Here is an 18,577-nt window from a genome sequence, read left to right as displayed (position 1 = left end):
TCTCTTCTAGATATTTAACAACTTATCTCCTTGTCCCCAAATCAAACCTTAGATATCAATAATCTAGGTAAGAAAGCAAAAAGACTTTGGGAGAAAAACTGCTAATTTTGTTAGAGAAAATGTGGCGAAAAATCTTCTTGATTTGTTAGTTGTGGTCTCAGATGAGAATCTTGCCAGATTCAGCTAAAGCGGGATTGATGCCAAACCAGCGGCCAGATGAGTCTCGATATTCGTAAACAAACATGCTCCGCAACAGGGTTTGATATTCTTTGTCTCCTCGAACACTCTGCTGTTGTACGACTTGCGATAGTAACTCCCATTCGCTCTCATCAACTGCTAAAGCGAGGTCATCCCGGTAGCCTTTGATCACACTCTCTAAGCAACTGCGCGAGAATGGTGGATCTTCTTGTTGTAAACAGTTATACAGCAGTCCTAACAAGTTACGAACATGGCCACCACTAATACGACATATCCGATCTAGAGTTTCTCGATGATCAAAAACTTCTGGGATCAAATGTAGCCGTTTCTCTGCTTCTACCTGGGGAAAGGCTCTTGCTAGCACCAGTTGTCGCAGTAGTGCCATTCCTTGTTGATAGTCACTACCGTCTCGTAACTGTATTGGAACCATCGGTAAAACCTTAGGGGCGACACCACCTCCCATACGATTCTTGAGGGTTTCGTACTCATTAGAGAACATCAAAGCCAAGGGGAGAGTGTATACAACGTGGCAGTTCAAGCTGCGTAACTGAGAACCACGGTCTATAAATAAGTACTCAGGTTGTGAACGCTTGCTGTGTACTGGTCTGGGGTCAACCCGATCAAGGTTATCTACAATTACTACCAAACCGCTTTTGCCACGTCGTTTTAGTTCCTTAATACCCTGACCGAGAACTTCTTCGTTAATAGCCGCTAGAATCCCTTGGGTTCGGGGTTCTAAGTGCTGTCTAAGCTGTTCACGCATTTGAGGACTGTCTTTAGTTTTGGCAGTAATTTTGGCAATGCCAACAGAGAGTTCAGCCTCGGCGGAGAGGTCAATCGGGGTCTGAAGAAAGTTTTTGACGTCGTTGAATAAATTATTAAAGTACCTTGGTCGAAGGCGAATACCAATTTCTTCGAGACTTTCACTGACGGATCTGGCAATACTGAGCAAAATATCACTAATATCCACGTCTGCCATGTCCAAATCTTGAGAAGACTCAAAATACACCACATGAAATTGTTTCTCTTCCAAATAGGCTTTGAGTCGAAATAGCTCTGTGGACTTCCCACAGCCGATGTGTCCCGTAAATAATTGACAAGTCGGCTCATCGGGTGAGAGACGGGCGATAGTTCTTCCTAGAGCTTCGATAATTCTGCCGCCCCGCACAGCAGAAAAATCGATATAGTACTGTTGATCTTCAGGATTCCCTACAACTAGAGTTTTAGCAGGGTTACAAGCTTTGAAAAATGTTGGTAGATGCAGTTTCTTGTCCATACTTTACAGGCGTCTTTCCTGATCACTAGTCCCTTGGGGTTATCAGACTTGAGACAAAGGCGCTCTGGGCAGTCTTTAGGCAAAGCATTAACTAGACTTCTTGCAAAATTAAAACGAGGTTTCGATGGTTTTAGGCATTTTTGCAAGAAGACTATTCGTGCTCTGGCAATCAAAAGGAATGGTACTTTCTCTTGTTTTGCCGCCTAGTTCACACCAGGTAACCCAATTGCGCTTGGCACAATAGTGTTCTCAGCTACTAAACATTTAACTTGATATGGGGCGACAAGGGGGTGGGGTGTGTAGTTTGGTGGGAGGGAGAATGTTTTACTAAGTCTTCGTTGAAATACTTACAGCGCCCTGAGAAAGGAGTGGTTAAATGGGAAAGGTATCTTGGGCTGAGTGAACAGACGAGTAAAATTGCCGAGGTTTCACTCTGTGTATCTTTACTCTCTGTTGTCAGGAAAAACCATTACGAAATTAAATCCTGTCGTACCTGCCGGTAGTAGATGACAAATATTGCATCAGTCTCTCAAGCACAATTAGTCACCAGGCGCAAAAAACTGCGACGATCACGCCAGATTAAATCTTGTCAAGCTCTTTGGCGATCGCTATTGATTGGAAGTATGGCAAGTAGTTTAGTCTGGACAATTACTTTACCAGGTTGGGTCATTCATCAACCAGAACAAGTTGTTATTGAGGGCAATGACACTTTTTCTACCCAAGCGATTCGCTCGCTATTACCTTTGTCTTATCCCCAGTCTTTAGTATTCCTGGAGCCGCAAGAGCTGGCTGCTGCTTTGGAGTCTCGAACAGCAATAGCGAAAGCTACTGTTAGCCGTCAACTTTTGCCGCCCGGTTTGACGATACAAATTGAAGAGCGCCAGCCAGTGGCAGTCTCTGAGTCTCATGAATCCCTGGAGAGCACAATCGCTGACTCTAACTCGTCATTGGGCTTACTAGATGAACAGGGGATCTGGATGTCGGAGAGCAGCTATCGGTCACTACAGCCAAATCTGGAGTTACCAACTCTCAAAGTGATTGGTTCTATAGAGCTGTATCGCCCTTACTGGTCAGAATTTTATCAAGCAATAAGACGCTCCCCAGTCACAGTTTTTGAGGTGGATTGGCAAGATCCCGCCAATTTGATTTTAAAAACTGATCTGGCGAAGGTATATTTTGGTCCTTACACTTCGCGATTTAGTGAGCAACTGAGCGTTCTTGATCGAATGCGAGAGTTGCCTATTCATATAGAAAAAAGCCAAATTGCTTATATTGATCTCAGTGATCCGGAATCTCCGGCGATTCAGATGAAATAAAGTAAATAGACTCTTCTGCCAGACTCTCACTAAAATTAATATTGAAGAGTTCAGTAAAGTTACTCTTCAAGTCACTTAGCAAATTACTATGGGTAACTCAAGGTAATCAACCTCTCCAAGAGATTGAAGAGGTTTCTCTTGCGTTTAATTGGTTTTTATATCAACCTAACCTATAGTTTACTCAGATTGCTACTCATATACTGATAAAGTTGATTAACGACCCTGACTTATTGCAATGACGCTTAATAGTAAACTAGGGAATAACCATCAAAACTCTCGAAGCGCCGGAGAAGCTGACTTTCCTCTAGGAGTAGAAAATACTCACCCCTTCGGGAACTCTGGGTTACAGTTTGGTCAAATGCCTGATTCCAGGGGAATACCCAGGGAAAAGACCAGGAGTGACAATATCGTGCCAGGTAGTGTTGCCAAAATTAAAGTCATTGGTGTAGGGGGAGGCGGAGGCAATGCGGTTAACCGCATGATTGCCAGTGAGGTCGCTGGGGTTGAGTTTTGGTCAATTAACACAGATTCTCAAGCCCTTGCCCAAACTGCAGCCTCCAAGCGCTTGCAAATGGGTCAGAAGCTAACGCGGGGTCTGGGTGCAGGTGGCAATCCGGCCATTGGTCAGAAAGCGGCTGAAGAATCCCGCGAAGAAATTGCTCAGGCGTTAGAGGGTTCTGACCTAGTATTCATCACCGCTGGTATGGGAGGTGGTACGGGTACAGGCGCAGCGCCGATTGTGGCAGAAGTGGCAAAAGAAATTGGTGCGCTTACTGTTGGCGTTGTTACTCGTCCTTTCACCTTTGAAGGGCGTCGGCGCACCTCTCAAGCAGACGAAGGTATTACGGCTTTGCAAAGCCGTGTGGATACTCTGATTGTGATTCCCAACAATAAGCTGTTGGAGGTCATTAATGACCAAATGCCGGTTCAACAGGCCTTCACAGTCGCTGATGATATCCTGCGTCAAGGGGTGCAAGGCATCTCCGATATTATTACTATTCCCGGTTTGGTAAACGTAGACTTTGCCGATGTGCGAGCCGTGATGGCAGATGCAGGTTCAGCATTGATGGGAATTGGCTTAGGTTCCGGGAAGTCACGAGCCAGAGAAGCTGCGGTTGCGGCTATTTCATCCCCTTTACTAGAATCTTCAATTGATGGAGCCAGAGGTGTCGTCTTGAACATCACTGGCGGTGATGATCTGACCTTACATGAAGTCAATGCTGCTGCGGAGACAGTCTATGAGGTCGTTGATCCCAACGCCAATATCATCTTCGGTGCGGTGATTGATGAGAGGCTTCAGGGTGAGATCCGAATTACCGTCATTGCTACTGGATTTAGCGGAGAAGCGCAGTCTACACCAGCAATGATGGAAACTCCACGACAAACGATGAGACGACCGATAGACAGGACGCCCAAGCCAGCCACCGAGCCTGTATACGATCCTAACCAAAGACCAGGATTGGATATTCCAGAATTTCTGCAAAGGCGTCGCTTTCCTAGGAGGTAGAGACAGCTTGAGATTGTATAGAGTGAATCCTAGCTGATTAGACCAGGAATTTTATTAACCTTGAGTCCATTGTTGGTCTGAGCATTAGTGCTGCTTTAGCTAATCCTGCCAAGAGGAAGCGGTGATCTATCGTAATTCCATTCCAGTCCAGTAGAACCGTCAAAAGTTCCAGGAGATAGGGGATCATACAGATAAGTAAGGCAAAGACGTGTCACATCTAAGTGAAAACTACTATCAATTGCTCAAAGCGAACTCTTATCTACTTCTGTACTTCCAGACTGTGCTGATTGAAAATCTTATACGTAAACAAAATTTCTAGGCTCTGTGCATCTGCAAGAAAACGCTGATAGTTTAGCTATGCTCACGAGCTTTTGAGGCTTATGCTTTTTGACTCTAGCGTACCAGTTGCTCTGACCATTGCCGGTTCTGATAGTGGCGGCGGTGCTGGAATCCAGGCAGATTTGAAAACCTTTGCTTTTCACTGCGTTCATGGTGCCAGTGCCCTAACTTGTGTAACCTCACAAAATACTCAAGAAGTTACCAGGATTGATCCCTTGTCAGAATTGGCGGTAATCGCTCAAATTGAAACAGTGGTTAGTGATCTTAGCGTCCAGGCTACGAAAACTGGAATGTTACTCAACCAAGAAATCATTAAAGCCGTGGCGTTGCTTTGGCCAACTTTGAGTCTAAATAACTTAGTGGTAGATCCGGTGATGGTGTCCCGTACTGGAGTTCAGCTAATTAATGACGATGCCGTGGCTTGTTTACGAGATAGCCTGATGCCAATGGCCGCAATTGTCACGCCTAACCGCTACGAAGCCCAACTCCTGAGCGGTTCGGAGATTAATACCCTAGACGATATGCAAACCGCTGCCCGAAGCCTTCATCAATTGGGAGCTTCAGCAGTTTTGGTCAAGGGAGGAGCCATGACTGGTAGTCTACGGGGTGTTGATGTCTGGTTTGATGGCAAGGAACTCCTGACCCTGAAAACCTCCTTAGTGGAAACATCGAACACTCACGGCACTGGCTGCACTCTTAGTAGCGCGATCGCAGCCAATCTCGCCCTAGGAAAAAAACCTCTAGAAGCAGTCCGCTTAGCTAAAGATTATGTGACAACTGCCCTCAAATATGCTCTAGATATCGGTGGTGGGTCTGGGCCTGTAGGACACTTTTTTCCCTTATTGTTATCCTGAGACCCGGAAGTTGTAGGAAAGTAGGCATGCGTAAGCCGGAATAAATGAAAAATTCCTGAAAATATCGCTGCACTTAGAGTTAAATTTCAACTATTCTTGCCTTACGGAAGTTTTAATACGCCTATGACCTCAAGTTCTTCGATCAATCCCCCAACAGCTAATCTGCCGACAGATAGCTATCAGCCAAAAACAACCGCTAATCAATACCGTCCCTCGGTGCCAATTTCCGTCTACCGAGAACTAGCGGCTGAGTTGCAGACGAAACAGTCAATGGTGGAATCACTCAAGGCTCAAAATCAGCAGTTAGTTAAACAAAATCAACAGCTGCGGCAAGAAGCTGAAAAAGTTGTTAGGTCAGCCGTACACCTACAGCAGGTTGTTGCTTCTCTGGAATCAGCTAGTGGAGTGGAAGGACACCGCAAAAAGTCGGTGATGCCACCCGAAACTCGGCGAGTACCGCCACCACCACCCCGATCTGTACCAACTACCCCAGGACGTGAGTTTGCAGCATCTACTCAGCGACCCGAAGCTACGTCTCCTGCTTACGGAAATACTTTACTGATTGAAGAAGAAGATAGTCGCTACCGCCGTACTTCCCACTCAGATGCCAGTTCTGATGTCAACGGCTGGTTATTAGTCATGGCGATCTTGATGATTGTGTTGACAGCATTTGCTGGGGGCTTTTTGGTGCGACGTATTATGCTAAATAACAGCCGTTGAGCTTTCAATCATCCCACTGACACTCTTGGAGTCAGCTCCAGTTTGCTCTCACTTGCGAGCTGATCTCTAAAGATTGGTCGAAATTGCCTGAACCGGACAGGTGGGAATACACTGCTCACAGACAATACAGCGCGAGCGGATAAAGTTGAGTTTAAAAGTCTGCGGATCGAGAGTTAGGGCTTGAGTGGGACAGACTCCGGTGCATAAGCCACAATCAACGCAGCATTCTTCGTCAATCAAAATTTCTCGACCAATTAGGGAAACATTGATGTCTAGCGATCGCATCCACTCAAGGGCTGCATCTAATTCATCAATATCTCCCGACAGTTCGATCACCAACGTGCCAATTTGATTGGGTGCAACTTGGGCACGGATGATATTTGCTGCTACATTGAAATCTTTTGCCAGTCGATAAGTTACTGGCATATGAACAGTGCGCTTGGGGAAGGTCAAGGTTACCCGTTTTTTCATTAGCTTGTTACAGTATTTTTGTGAAAGTTAAGCAATATAAATTAGGTTGAGCATGAGTGTAAATTCCCCTGAATCAGCACCAATATCCTCCCCAAAAGCTGAAGCAACTAGCGGCACTCGGATTAGGAATTTTTTGATTGCCTTGGTAGCGATCGCTTTGGGTGTTACCCTGTTTCTAGGACTCCAAACCGAGACTGGAGTTACTGCCTTGGCAGCTCAAGCAGAAGAATCCACGCCTCTAGAAGTTGCACAGAGTAATAGTAAGCCAACTTTGATGGAGTTTTATGCCAACTGGTGTACTAGCTGTCAGGCGATGGCACAGGATTTGGGCGAACTAAAGCAGCAGTATGCCCAATCTGTAAATTTTGTGATGTTGAATGTCGATAACAGCAAGTGGTTGCCGGAAGTATTAAGGTATCGGGTGGATGGGATTCCCCATTTTGTGTTTTTAAGTGAAGATGGACAAACGATCGCTCAAACAATTGGGGAGCAACCCCGTCCTGTTTTAGAGGCGGACTTAGAGGCTTTGGTTGCTAATCTACCTCTACCTTATACCCAAGGCAATGGACAGATTTCTGCCTTTGAAGCGCCTGTTTCCTCGGCAACAACTAGCCAAGATGACCCTCGTAGCCACGGCGCTCAAGTTCAGTGAACTTCTTTACCCCCAATATCAAGAGATTATGGGGGTGGCTCGGCAAAAGTGTGATCTAACCCCTAAGAGGGATTGAAAAAAGTTATTAAACTTGGTAAGTATCAAAATTATCAGATATCATGGTAGCCATCATCTAAAAAATTAGCTCCGACTAAATCTACAAGTTGCTGCCATTGGTTTATAGGAAACCAGCCACGCTTTCCTTGAAAAGTTACCAAGGAGAACTCTTGGGAACCAACAGAAACCTGCGCTTGCAAGAAATAACTGTCCAGTTGCTTAAGAATTGTCAGCAAACCAGTAGTTGGTACAGATATCTCTAGAGGGCAGTTTCCTGGCTCAGTTAAGCGGATCAAAGCCTTGTTCTGATTAGTTTGTTCAAGTGGTAATGCAATGTTCATGGTGTCAAGTAATAACCTGGTGAACTTGATAGCTACTGAGCAGTAGCCGCTGCGCTTGAGGTAAATTTCAAGCAGTATTGGAGATAATCCACAGGAAACACTCTGATGACATCTTAATGATATCTACATTGAAAGCAGTTTGTATTTCGCAAGAGTTAGACTTTCTCTTTTCAATTAACCAATTTTCCATTTCCTCTTAGCAACATATCCCAGTGCCAGACCCAGTGACACAGAAGTCATGATTCTGATTGTATTACTGGTAAAGTAAACCAGAATGCTGTGCCATCCCCAGGAGAGCTAGTAACACCAATTTCTCCTCCATGAGCCTTAATAATTTGCCGACACAAATATAAGCCTAAACCAATGCCAGTTGAGTTGCGGTTTTTGCTCCCTCGGTAGTAGAGATCGAACAAGCGTGAACTTTGCTGTTGATTCATACCCAAACCATCATCTGCAATCGCACAACGCATCGTTCCTAATTCTTCAATGGTGGCATCAATTACCAAATTCACTCCTGGTGGGTTGTGTTTTAAGGCATTAGTAATCAAATTATCAAACACTCGCCATAGCTGAGTTGCATCAGCATTGACCATCAGTAAGTGATCACTCACCCGATTCTGCATTGTCGCTCGGTTTTTCAGCAACAGTGGCTCTAAATCGGTAACAATTGCTCTCACCAACTGGCTGATTTTTACTGGAGAGCAATTGACAACCATCCCCTGTACTTGGGTAGAATGAACCTCTAGCAAAGAGTTAATTAGGTTCAACTGGCGCTGGTTACTTTGAATCATCCGCTCTACCACTGAGCGAGCAACAGTGATTGAAGATGAAGAAGCTTCCCCCACTTCCTGAGAGGAAGTTGTGTTGCTCCCCAAGAACCCCTTGCTAGCCGTGCTTTGGTCGTCTACAGGCAATGCTGAAGTAGATAGTACTTTCTCTCCCTTGTCTCTCTTGTCTCCCTTATCTACTAAGTTAGAGCGCAACTCGCTATGAGTCTCTCCTTTGCCTAATCCTCTGTGAAGCAAATTATTCAACACCATTAAAATGCCCATCACTGGTGTTCGCAAATCGTGGGAAACTGCATGCAAAAAAATATCTTTGAGCCGATTGAGTTCTTGCAATTCTTGCATTTTTTGCTGCAATTGAGCAGTGCGTTCTTCTACTTGACTTTCTAAATCAGCACTGAGTTCTAGTAGTTGTTGATTGAGTTCGGTTGTCTGCTGATAAAGTCGTCCCTGCTTAATAGCAATAGCAACTTGTGTCGCCAAACGGCGTAATAAATCAACTTCTAAAGATTGCCAACGACGAGGGCCAGAACATTGGTGAGCTACTAACAAGCCAAACATCTGGTTATCTACGATAATAGAAACTCCCAGTGCTGCTTTGACGTGAGCTTGTCGGAGATACTGAATCGGCAAAGATGATAATCCAAGTTGATCCAAATCCTCAATAATCTGAACCTCACTCTGCTCAAACAGGGAAGCAACCTCCCGCAGATGGTCATCATCTATCGTTACTTCCATACAAGATGGCCAACTAGGAGCTACCGATTCAGCAAAAACTTTCCCGCACATCTCAGTATCCATGTAACTGATCAGAACGCGGTCAGCTTGCAGGAAGTGGCGAACTTCTGCCACCGTGGTGTTGAGAATAACATTAAGATCTAGGGACTGCCGGATGCGGGCTGCAATTTCTCCCAATAAGCGATCGCGTTCAGCAACTTCGCGTAGTTTTTCTTCTGCTAGCTTGCGCTGGGTAATATCATTGGTGAGCGCTAGTAAACACTGCTCGCCAGCTAGGGTAATAATTTCAGCAGAAAGTAAACCGACAACAATTTCACCTGATTTGGTGCGAAACTTGCACTCTTGACTGTCAACTGCTCCTTGTTCTCGTAAAGCCTGAGTTAAGCGATCGCGTTCTTGGGGATTAACCCAAATATGCAAATCCTGGATAGTCTTGCCAATCAACTCATCCCGCTGATAGCCCAAATAGCGCAACAGAGTATCATTCACCTCAAGATAGCGCCCTTCTACCATGGTACTGATAGAGATCGCGTTAGGGCAGCAACGAAAGGCTTTGGCGAATTTTTCCTTATTAAAGCGCAGAGCCTCTTCTGTCTGTTTGAGTTCTGTAATATCGAAACTAACACAGACAGCAGCTTGACCTTGAAGATACTTGTGAGCAAACACAAGATGAGCTACTAAGGAGCCATTTACTTGAATCTCCATTTCTTGAGAGGCTTGTTGAGCTGAACTAGCAAATAACTGGGCGACAAACTCCTTAAACCTCAGTGTTGTGTTGATAAAGCCCAATTCTTGACCAAGAAAGTCCTCAGGCTGTAAGTTGAAAGTCTCGGCTAGGTAGCGATTGACACCTTCGTACCTTAAATCAGAGCTAATCCAAGAAATACTCCCCGGTACGGCATCTAAAACTGCTTGCAGCTGGTCTTTGGCTGCCTGTAGAGAGTCGATTAACTGCCTTTCTCTTTCTTGAGCCTGTTGGCGTTCTGTGATGTCTCGACTGTTAATCACAATCCCACCGACACCAGGAACATCTAGCAGGTTGCGTCCAGTAACTTCCAGGTAAATCCAGCGATTATCTGGGATAGATAGCCGTAGCATCACCCGCACTGGTTCCCTAGGATGTTGTAATAATTGCTCAAAAGCTGCTTTAGCTACTGGTAAATCATCAGGGTGTACATCGTTCCAGCAGGATTTCCCCATTAACTCTGCTGGTTCTACCCCAATAATTTGCTGACAGGAGGGATTGACATACAAATAATTACCATTGCAGTCTAAGACATCAATCATGTCAGTGGATTCTTGGATTAATGCCTTGAACCAAGCTTCACTCTTAGCTAAAGCTACTTTAGTACGCTCACGTTCTGTGATGTCAGTACCGACGCTGATGATATGCTCCACCGCGCCTGCTTGATTGCGCAAAACTGTATTTGACCAAGCAATCAACTGACAACTGCCATCTTTTGCTAGCAAATAGCTTTCGTACAGTTGCGCACCAGGAGGTACACAAAGGTTAGCAGACTTAAGGGGTGAGACAACTGCAAGGTTCTCTAGTTCTCTGGCACTAGTAATCAACTGCTGGAAAACCTGTTGGTAAGATGCTACCTCGCTAGGTGGTAACAATAAATTGGCAAAATTTGAGCCTTTAACTTCCTCAAACGAGTAACCCGTGAGTTGCTCACAAGCCTGATTGAAGCGGACGATACTCCCTTGTTGATCGAGAACTATCACCAAAGCACCAGCAGTATCGAGTACTGCTGAGACGAAGTTGCGTTCTTGTTCTAAAGCAATTTCGACCCTTTGACGCTCGGCAATTTCCCAGCGCAGTTGCTCATTAGCTTTTTGTAAAGCGGCTGTTTTCCATAGCTTATACTCAGCTATTTCGCCCAAAAGTTGCTCATTAGTCAGCTTTAACTGGGCTATATTTTCCTCGACCATTGTTTCTATTTGGCTTTGTGGTAAAGATGCAGTCAATTGGCGAGGATGCGCGGGGATAGATGCGCTAGGCGGTTCCTTGGACAACTGGTCTACCGTAAAACATCGACCACATAAAATTGCCGCCCAGAGCTGTTTTAGCTTTTTGTACATCGGCTTTTTCCGGACAATAAGACTGCCAAAGTAGTTTTAAACCTTCAAAAAAATTATTATTTCCTTTAACCTGGTAATTAAATTCGTTAATCAGCAATTTTACAGGTAAAGTCGCTGATTAATGGCAAGCATTTAAGCATCATTCTCTTTATATTATTTTTACAGAACTAGTCAAGATTAACAAATATTTAGTACCACCAAAAGGTCAGTTTTATAATTCCTGGCTTCAAAGAAAAACCCACCGAGAAACGGTGGGAAGGGGTTATTTTGTTAGTAGCAGTAGCGGCGCGTTCCTGGGCGGGAAATTTGCCATCAAGCATGGTAGGTTTTTCTATTGGGCAGAATCCAGCACAAAACTGGAGAAAGTACTGCACAGGAAACGCAAATAGTGAAGACAATCGATAAAACTTGACTTAGTTCAGAATTCATTGTGTTTATCTCGGTAATTGGCTGGGTAGAAATTAAATTTAGGTAAGTAGGTAATCTGGGAATTAGAAGTCAAGCTTGAGGCTTTTGCCTAATTCTTCACTCCTCATAGTGTTTAATTTGACTTGCCTACTTACATAGTGCTTCAATTCATACTTCAATTTCAGCTCACTACTTTCCGGACAATCAAGCTTGTATAAATGTTAAGTAGAAAAATTGCTCTGGAAAGTCTCTAACGTAATTTCTTTTCGGTTACTAAAGTTAAATTGACCCATTCTCCTCGCGGGTTGTAGCTACGAATTAGTCGCTGACGCAAGTCTGGTTTGAGTAACCAACCAGCCTCTAGAACAAAAAAGTGACCCGGTTTAATTTCTACAGGACAATTAGAAGAGGCACCGTTGGGCAGCAGTAATACTTGGACAGTTAGGTTTTTTTGCTCAAAGTACAAAATTGACCCATCAATTCTTGCCGTCGAGGTGATGGTGCGAACTGACTCCCCAGCGCCGAAAGTTAACTTTTGTACTAATCGGTTATTCTCTTCACAATGCAGTTGCAGCAAAGTAGGATAGGTTTGCGGATCTCGCCCGTCAGGATAAATTGTTACCCCTTCTCCCTGCCATTCTCCTAGTAGCTGATCTAAGGTTAATTGGGGGAGTCTTGGGGTATCTGTACCAGTGCGTCTTTCTCTAATTAAAGTTAAGTTTGTTAACTTACCTTCTTGATTAAATAGTTGCGAAAGACGCAGACGGCGGTTGCTATCGATGAAGCTAAATTCTGTTCCAAATCCAGAAGATGGTTGCCAACGAGTATAGCCTTGTGAGAAAGTACCATTGGCAAAAAATAAGATATTTCCACTCAAGCAGCTATATTCTAGAACTTTTTCCTCCACCGCCTGCTGAGGTGGGAAACGGCGCAGTGTTTGGCGAATTGTTCGGTTATTATTGAGTCCTTCGAGGATCAGTAAACTAGGCGTATCTTCAAGTTCTTCTCCTTGGGGCGAGATACGGGTAAATGAACCTTGCCATTCCCCCAGATTTTTCAGGAGATATTCCCATTGTGATGACATTTTTGTGTTTATCAATTGAGGTTTTGGAAGAGTATTTGTTAACTAAATATTAAAAAGCATGAGGTATGGAAGTATGAAGAAAATGAATCAACCATTTTTGCCCTGTTTCCTCTGCTTCTTCTGTCTCCTTATTATCTGCCAAAATACAAAAGCGGAAGCTGTACGACAAGCGTAAGTTGCTCTGATTGCAAGGATGATAAGGTTTTGGGGAAAAGGATTCGATTGTTATAGTGGTGGTACAGCATATGTTCAAGCCTGAAGTAGTAAATCGTCTCAACTTAGCTATTGGGCACCGTTTATTCTAGTTAATAATAGGTTGTAATTTGCAACAGCTCGCTAAACTGAAGGCATAGTTCTCGGTCTTTTGCCATCTCATTTACCCAGGATGTAGAATCTTAAGAGGTTATTCAAGACGATGTTATCCCAGAAGATATCATCTTCCCACCTGGTAGTTTAGAGAATAACAAACCTCCTTTTGAAAGAAAATTCTCAAGACTTTTCTAAATAGAGGCTTTCTCGACTTACTGCTAACCAACTACCGATAAAACCTACCACACCACCAAGACTAAAAAGAAGTAATGGTAGTAGAAATAACTGTAGAATATTGGGTTGTATTTCCTTATTAATAAATTGGATAAAATCTGGCCCATTAGCTAGTAAGTTAGATAAAAACTGCCCGACACTGGTAATTAAAACCCAAGCGATTGCAGCACCAATCAGACCAAAAGTCATCCCCTGTAAAATAAAGGGCAAATAAATCCAGGATGTTGTTGCGCCAACTAACCGCATAATTTCAATTTCGCGGCGTCGTGCGATCGCAATTAGGCGCATTGTGGTGGTAATTACTGCCACGGCTGTCAGGCTGAGAACTGTAGTGATGGAGACACTCACCCAGCCTAAACCCTGATTCAGGTCTTGCAATCGTTGCAGTGCCTCATTTATATAAACTACATCATCTATCCCTGGCACTTGTTGCAGTTTCTGGGCGAGAATTGGCACATCTTGGGATTTTCTTGCCTTTACCTTTAGTTCATCAACTAAGGGATTGTCTTCTAAGTACTCAGTAGCAGCAGCAATCTCAGAAATTCCTAGTTCCTTAACTAAAGATGTCCAAGCTTCCTCTTTAGAAATTACCGTAACTTCACTTACTTGCGGTAGTTTTTTTACCGCTGGCATCACCATTTCTAACTGTGCTCCTGGATCAAGATAAACCGCCACTTCTAATTGACTTCCGAATTGGTTAACGAGTCTTTCCAATTGCCAGGATGCCTGCAAACTTATGCCGAATAGAAATAATAAGACGGTGACTGTGCTAACTGCTGCCCAGTTCATCCAACCGCCGCGTTGTAAGCCGAGAAAAGTCTCGCGTAGCAGATAGTCGAGTTTAGTTAGAAATTGTAACATTCTTGATCAAACCTCTTGCCCTAATTTAAACATAGTGACATCAAAGTTAATTGAGCTAGACTTGAGCCGAAGTATTTTTTGCTTCTCGATTATTACAGGATAAGCTCATGAAGCACTTTACCTTACTGATGCAGTTTTTGCGCGATCGCCAGAAATTTTTGCTTGACCTGGACAAGGAAATAAAACTTGACAAAAAGATTTTTTCTCTCTTGATTTCTAGTTGCGTATTTTTTGCGATCTACGGTGCAATCATCGGCTCCTTTGGCGGCCCGTTACAAGTTGTTAGTTCAGCCATCAAGTTACCAGCTTTGTACTTAATTACCCTCGTTATCTGCTTGCCCAACTTATATTTCTTAGATGTTGTTTCCGGTTCCAAGCGCAGTTTCGGACAATACCTCGCTTTGCTCTTGGCTGCTGAGGCGGTAATTGGTGTAATTTTATTTGGTTTTGCACCGATCACTTTATTTTTCAGAATATCTATTGATGACTATCAGTTTTTCCAGTTATACAATATAGCCATATTTACTATCACAGGTATACTCGGAGTCAAGTTTTTTTACCGGGGTATTTTATTTCTCGATGGTCACGATTATGAGCCAAAAAGTGACGACCAAGACTCTAAACTGGCAAAACTGGCAAAACGTAGTCCTTTAATTCTTAAAGGCTGGTTAGTGCTATTCGGACTGGTTGGGAGTCAATTAGCCTGGACTCTTAGACCGTTTTTTGGTAGCCCTGGTCAACCATTCTCCGTATTTCGTCAGCTAGAAAGTAACTTTTATTTACAGGTTTTGCGATTGATTGGTGGAGCGCTAGGCTTTAATTAAATCTGCGACAATTGAGAGTTATCTTTGGGTGCTTTTTTTAGTGAAAATTTCGTTTATTAGTACTATTTTATTTTGGTGTATCTACAAGGCGATACTTACCGCTAATGTCCTTTAAGTAATTTTTGACGACAGTAAATTAAGCAGCCAATTATGTGCCAAGGAATATGCCCTCTAAATTAAGAGATTTACCAATTACGGCGGAGGAACTAGAAGCATTAGTTGATTTAAATCTGATTACTACATTGGCAATTGACGGTTATAGGGCATTTATTCTCAAGGATATTAAGTATCTTTTATCAGCTTTATTGACCGAGTTTTTTATATTTGGTCTCAGCTTAATTTTTGTCTTGCCTGTTAGTCTAGTCATTCTTCGCAGTTCGGGCAATTTACCCGAAGATGCAGCTAGTATGACTTATCTTTTGGCGACACTCATTGGTATTTCTTGTTTAGGGACTGTAATAGTCAATATCTATCTCTGGAAACAGTTCAATCAGATTAAGCCCTTGGTTAAACTACTGGAGAAACTTGAGCAGTACAATGGTGTAATTAAAGCGCTTTCTCTGATTGAAAAATTAGGATCAGCTAACCCTTCAAGCAACCAGTTTAATCACTGCGATAACTTCGCGGAATTAATTAAAGCTTTGGGGGCGACTAAAGCTAGCATACTGAGTGCACTACAAGTAGAAAACCTGCTTAGAAAGCATCAAGGTTTACTTGAGAAACGTTATGAATTGTTTTCTAGCCTTGAAGATAATCTAACTACCTTGATGACCTTTGACTTGAACAATCAAACGAGTGACTATCGGCAATTAATGAACGAGGCACTAGAGATTGGGATAAGTGTCCAGAAGGAAGTGAGAAATTTACGAAATCAAAGTCCTTAGAACTGAGTTTCCAGAATTAGCTGTTCGTCATTGAAACCTTATTGTCAATAATTGCGAAATCTTTGTAGTGCGACCATCTTGGTCGCTACTCATACTCAATTTACGCTACTCATACCCAATTTAAATAAATGACAAATTCAAGCTGAAGCGCAACGGGCAAAATTACCTGACGCCAACGGTGGCTTTTTCAGGGTGTACAGGGCATCCCCGGTGGTTGGGCAATCAACACTTAAGCTCAAACCAAGAGAGCTGTTAATATGAAAGTTGTTACACCACAGAGAATTAGCTGTACTCAGAATTGCTCCCTATGACTTCTCAAGTTGTCTTCGACAAGCAAAAGTTAAAAAATCCACCTTTAGAAATCCATTATCTAGGCGATCGCGTTCTGCGCCATCCTGCTAAGCGTGTTGCGAAAGTAGACCAAGCAATCCGCCAGTTGGCTCAAGAGATGCTGCAAACTATGTATAGTGCAGATGGTATTGGTCTGGCGGCGCCACAGGTGGGAGTTAACAAGCAAATTATTGTCATCGACTGCGAACCAGACAACCCAGAACACCCTCCTCTGATTTTAATCAACCCAGTAATCAAGAGTTTTGCCAAAAGTCTATGTGATGATCAAGAAGGTTGTCTAAGTATTCCTGGTGTCTATCTGGATGTCAGACGTCCGGAAAATATCGAAGTTACCTACAAAGACGAAAGCGGACGCCCAAAAAGCTTGAAAGCCACAGGTTTATTATCTCGCGTTATTCAACACGAGATGGATCACCTCAGTGGAGTGATGTTTGTAGATCGTGTGCAAAACGGTTTAGCCTTAACAGAAGAACTAGAAAAGCACGGCTTCTCTGTACAAGCCGTTAAAGCCATCAATTAACGCATCTCTAAAAACAATCATGATGACTCCAAAGAGCGGTCTGTTTTTGATGATTTCCTGCATAGCCGCCATCGCCGCTGTTGGTTCAGTGTTTGAACTGTCTTACGGAACTCCCAAGTATGGCTCATTAGCTACAGGGATTATCTTGGCGGCTAGTATTCCTTTAACTGGATTCTTTTTCTGGGCAGCAGTCCGTGATGCCAGGGCAAATCAGTAGAAAAGCTGTTAGATTTGAGAAAGATAGCTGGAACCCAGTAAAACTTTCACCTGACATGCTAGGAACAAGAATCGATTTGACTAGTCAATCAGCTAAAAACCGCTCTCCAAGTTCCTAATTGCTGCTTTATGACTGGTCAAGTTTACCCTGGATTTCTGCGACAGTTTTCTACAAGTGGCACAAGTGAGCCAGGAACGTCCTATCCCTTATCAGATAGTCAGGAGACGGTTATTGGACGTGATCCTAGCTGCCAAATTGCTATCAATCCAGACGAGTACCTCAGCGTGTCGCGACGTCATGCAGAAATTCGCCCTCTCCAGTCACAGGGAAATAGCTTTCCTGGCTGGGAGATTTGTGATTTAACCAGCGTCAATGGCACCTACGTCAATGGAAAGCAGTTGCGAGGTTGTCAGAAGTTACTCTGGGGCGATCGCATTGAGTTGGGGCAAGATGGCCCTAAGTTTATTTTTGAGTGTGCCTTACCCACTGTGCAATCATCGCGATCGGCACCATCTCCATTAGCTACTGGCAAGCCTGATATCCCTGGTGCCTCTAGCAGACAAGAACCTAAAACAGACGCTTTAACCTTCTCCTTACTGTTTCCCATCGCTTCTAGGGGACAGAACCTCACTCAAAAAGCTTTTTTGATACCGGGCATTTTGACGGTACTGTTTGTGGTTTTAATGTTTGCCTCAGTAGGTGAACCTTCTTTATTTAACCCACTGCTGGCTACCTACTTAGCAGGAGCAGCCTATTACTTTGTTTACCAACTCTGCGGTAAGCCAAAACCTTGGTGGGTGATGCTGACTTGTGCTGCTTCCACCTGCTTCATCTTAGCTAGTCCAATTTTACCGCTATTTATTACGGTCTTTCGGGAAATTTTGCCCGGAAGCGTGCCAAAAGAAGGGGAATTGATCAACTTCAGCTCTCTGTTTGTCAGAATGTTTTTTGGAGCGGGACTGATGGAAGAGTTGCTCAAGGCAATACCTGTACTGGGAGCCTATTGCCTGGGTTTACTCCTGTCTTCCCCCTGGCGCAAACGTATTGGCGTCTGGGAACCCCTTGATGGGATTCTCTTGGGAGCAGCATCTGCTGTTGGGTTTACTCTATGGGAAACTCTGGGACAATATGTCCCCAACATCATTGATCTTGCTCCCCTGCAACCTGGTATCGATGACAGTCAATTGTTGGGATTGCAGTTGCTCATTCCCCGTATTATTGGCTCAGTAGCCGGACACCTCGCCTATAGTGGCTACTTTGGCTATTTTATTGGTTTAAGCGTCCTCAAACGCCGACAGCGCTGGCAGATTCTGATTATTGGCTGTCTTAGTGCTGCGGCTCTCCATGCTCTCTGGAACGTGACGGGATATATTAGTAATCTGCTCTTGGCAGTCGTGGGTGTTGTCTCCTATGCTTTTTTGGCAGCGGCAATTCTCAAAGCGAGAACTATCTCTCCGACGCGTTCTCAAAATTTCGCCACCCGTCTGTTCAAAGACTAGTCAGGGTTGCATGCTTAGGGGACTGGGGAGACTAACTAGGAAGATCA

Annotated in this window: 16 protein-coding genes; 10 read left to right on the top strand and 6 right to left on the bottom strand. The window is 43.9% G+C overall.

The annotated features are described in order from the left end of the window. Positions 1-157: 157 nt before the first annotated feature. The gene (locus ACT7WV_RS04605) at positions 158-1,474 is read right to left on the bottom strand and encodes a P-loop NTPase fold protein (RefSeq protein WP_445101772.1); all 1,317 of its coding nucleotides are present in this window, start codon (positions 1,472-1,474) and stop codon (positions 158-160) included. A 506-nt stretch (positions 1,475-1,980) separates the two neighbouring features. On the opposite strand from ACT7WV_RS04605, the gene ACT7WV_RS04600 reads away from it, so the two are divergent. The 4 genes from ACT7WV_RS04600 to ACT7WV_RS04585 all read left to right on the top strand — a co-directional run bounded on the left by ACT7WV_RS04600 (position 1,981) and on the right by ACT7WV_RS04585 (position 6,210). Then, positions 1,981-2,790 (top strand): cell division protein FtsQ/DivIB, encoded by an 810-nt coding sequence (locus ACT7WV_RS04600; protein WP_445101771.1) that lies wholly within the window; start codon positions 1,981-1,983, stop codon positions 2,788-2,790. 235 nt (positions 2,791-3,025) lie between these two features. Continuing rightward, positions 3,026-4,297 carry a cell division protein FtsZ gene (gene ftsZ, locus ACT7WV_RS04595; protein WP_445101770.1) on the top strand — a complete coding sequence of 424 codons (1,272 nt, stop codon included), beginning with the start codon at positions 3,026-3,028 and terminating at the stop codon, positions 4,295-4,297. Between the two features lie 380 nt (positions 4,298-4,677). Further along, positions 4,678-5,490, top strand: a complete 813-nt coding sequence (gene thiD, locus ACT7WV_RS04590; protein WP_445101769.1) for a bifunctional hydroxymethylpyrimidine kinase/phosphomethylpyrimidine kinase — start codon at positions 4,678-4,680, stop codon at positions 5,488-5,490. 123 nt (positions 5,491-5,613) lie between these two features. After that, positions 5,614-6,210 (top strand): hypothetical protein, encoded by a 597-nt coding sequence (locus ACT7WV_RS04585; protein ID WP_445101768.1) that lies wholly within the window; start codon positions 5,614-5,616, stop codon positions 6,208-6,210. 66 nt (positions 6,211-6,276) lie between these two features. On the opposite strand, the gene ACT7WV_RS04580 is transcribed toward ACT7WV_RS04585, so the two are convergent. After that, on the bottom strand, positions 6,277-6,681 hold the full coding sequence (locus ACT7WV_RS04580; protein ID WP_445101767.1) for an NIL domain-containing protein: 405 nt from the start codon (positions 6,679-6,681) through the stop codon (positions 6,277-6,279). A gap of 52 nt (positions 6,682-6,733) precedes the next feature. Here ACT7WV_RS04580 and ACT7WV_RS04575 point away from each other — a divergent pair, with 52 nt between their 5' ends. Beyond that, on the top strand, positions 6,734-7,333 hold the full coding sequence (locus ACT7WV_RS04575) for a thioredoxin family protein (RefSeq protein WP_445101766.1): 600 nt from the start codon (positions 6,734-6,736) through the stop codon (positions 7,331-7,333). A gap of 110 nt (positions 7,334-7,443) precedes the next feature. On the opposite strand, the gene ACT7WV_RS04570 is transcribed toward ACT7WV_RS04575, so the two are convergent. The 4 genes from ACT7WV_RS04570 to ACT7WV_RS04555 form a co-directional block, all read right to left on the bottom strand. Further along, positions 7,444-7,731: a hypothetical protein gene (locus ACT7WV_RS04570; protein WP_445101765.1), complete on the bottom strand. Its 288-nt coding sequence runs from the start codon at positions 7,729-7,731 to the stop codon at positions 7,444-7,446. 236 nt (positions 7,732-7,967) lie between these two features. Further along, on the bottom strand, positions 7,968-11,339 hold the full coding sequence (locus tag ACT7WV_RS04565) for a sensor histidine kinase (RefSeq protein ID WP_445101764.1): 3,372 nt from the start codon (positions 11,337-11,339) through the stop codon (positions 7,968-7,970). Positions 11,340-11,997: 658 nt separating this feature from the next. Then, complete coding sequence (locus tag ACT7WV_RS04560; protein WP_445101763.1) at positions 11,998-12,831, bottom strand: DUF3598 family protein; 834 nt, start codon at positions 12,829-12,831, stop codon at positions 11,998-12,000. A gap of 489 nt (positions 12,832-13,320) precedes the next feature. Further along, complete coding sequence (locus ACT7WV_RS04555) at positions 13,321-14,235, bottom strand: cell division protein FtsX (RefSeq protein WP_445101762.1); 915 nt, start codon at positions 14,233-14,235, stop codon at positions 13,321-13,323. A 107-nt stretch (positions 14,236-14,342) separates the two neighbouring features. Here ACT7WV_RS04555 and ACT7WV_RS04550 point away from each other — a divergent pair, with 107 nt between their 5' ends. The 5 genes from ACT7WV_RS04550 (at position 14,343) to ACT7WV_RS04530 (ending at position 18,530) form a co-directional block, all read left to right on the top strand. Further along, complete coding sequence (locus tag ACT7WV_RS04550; RefSeq protein WP_445101761.1) at positions 14,343-15,059, top strand: actin-binding WH2 domain-containing protein; 717 nt, start codon at positions 14,343-14,345, stop codon at positions 15,057-15,059. A 164-nt stretch (positions 15,060-15,223) separates the two neighbouring features. After that, positions 15,224-15,943, top strand: a complete 720-nt coding sequence (locus ACT7WV_RS04545) for a hypothetical protein (RefSeq protein WP_445101760.1) — start codon at positions 15,224-15,226, stop codon at positions 15,941-15,943. Between the two features lie 307 nt (positions 15,944-16,250). Continuing rightward, the gene (gene def, locus ACT7WV_RS04540) at positions 16,251-16,814 is read left to right on the top strand and encodes a peptide deformylase (protein ID WP_445101759.1); all 564 of its coding nucleotides are present in this window, start codon (positions 16,251-16,253) and stop codon (positions 16,812-16,814) included. A gap of 22 nt (positions 16,815-16,836) precedes the next feature. Next, on the top strand, positions 16,837-17,031 hold the full coding sequence (locus ACT7WV_RS04535) for a hypothetical protein (protein WP_463424219.1): 195 nt from the start codon (positions 16,837-16,839) through the stop codon (positions 17,029-17,031). A gap of 128 nt (positions 17,032-17,159) precedes the next feature. After that, on the top strand, positions 17,160-18,530 hold the full coding sequence (locus ACT7WV_RS04530; protein ID WP_445101758.1) for a PrsW family glutamic-type intramembrane protease: 1,371 nt from the start codon (positions 17,160-17,162) through the stop codon (positions 18,528-18,530). Positions 18,531-18,577: the final 47 nt, after the last annotated feature.

Source organism: Symploca atlantica LB2515, from assembly GCF_052546295.1.
The sequence above is the reverse complement of the archived record's forward strand: the minus strand, read 5'-3'. Positions and strand labels throughout refer to the sequence as shown.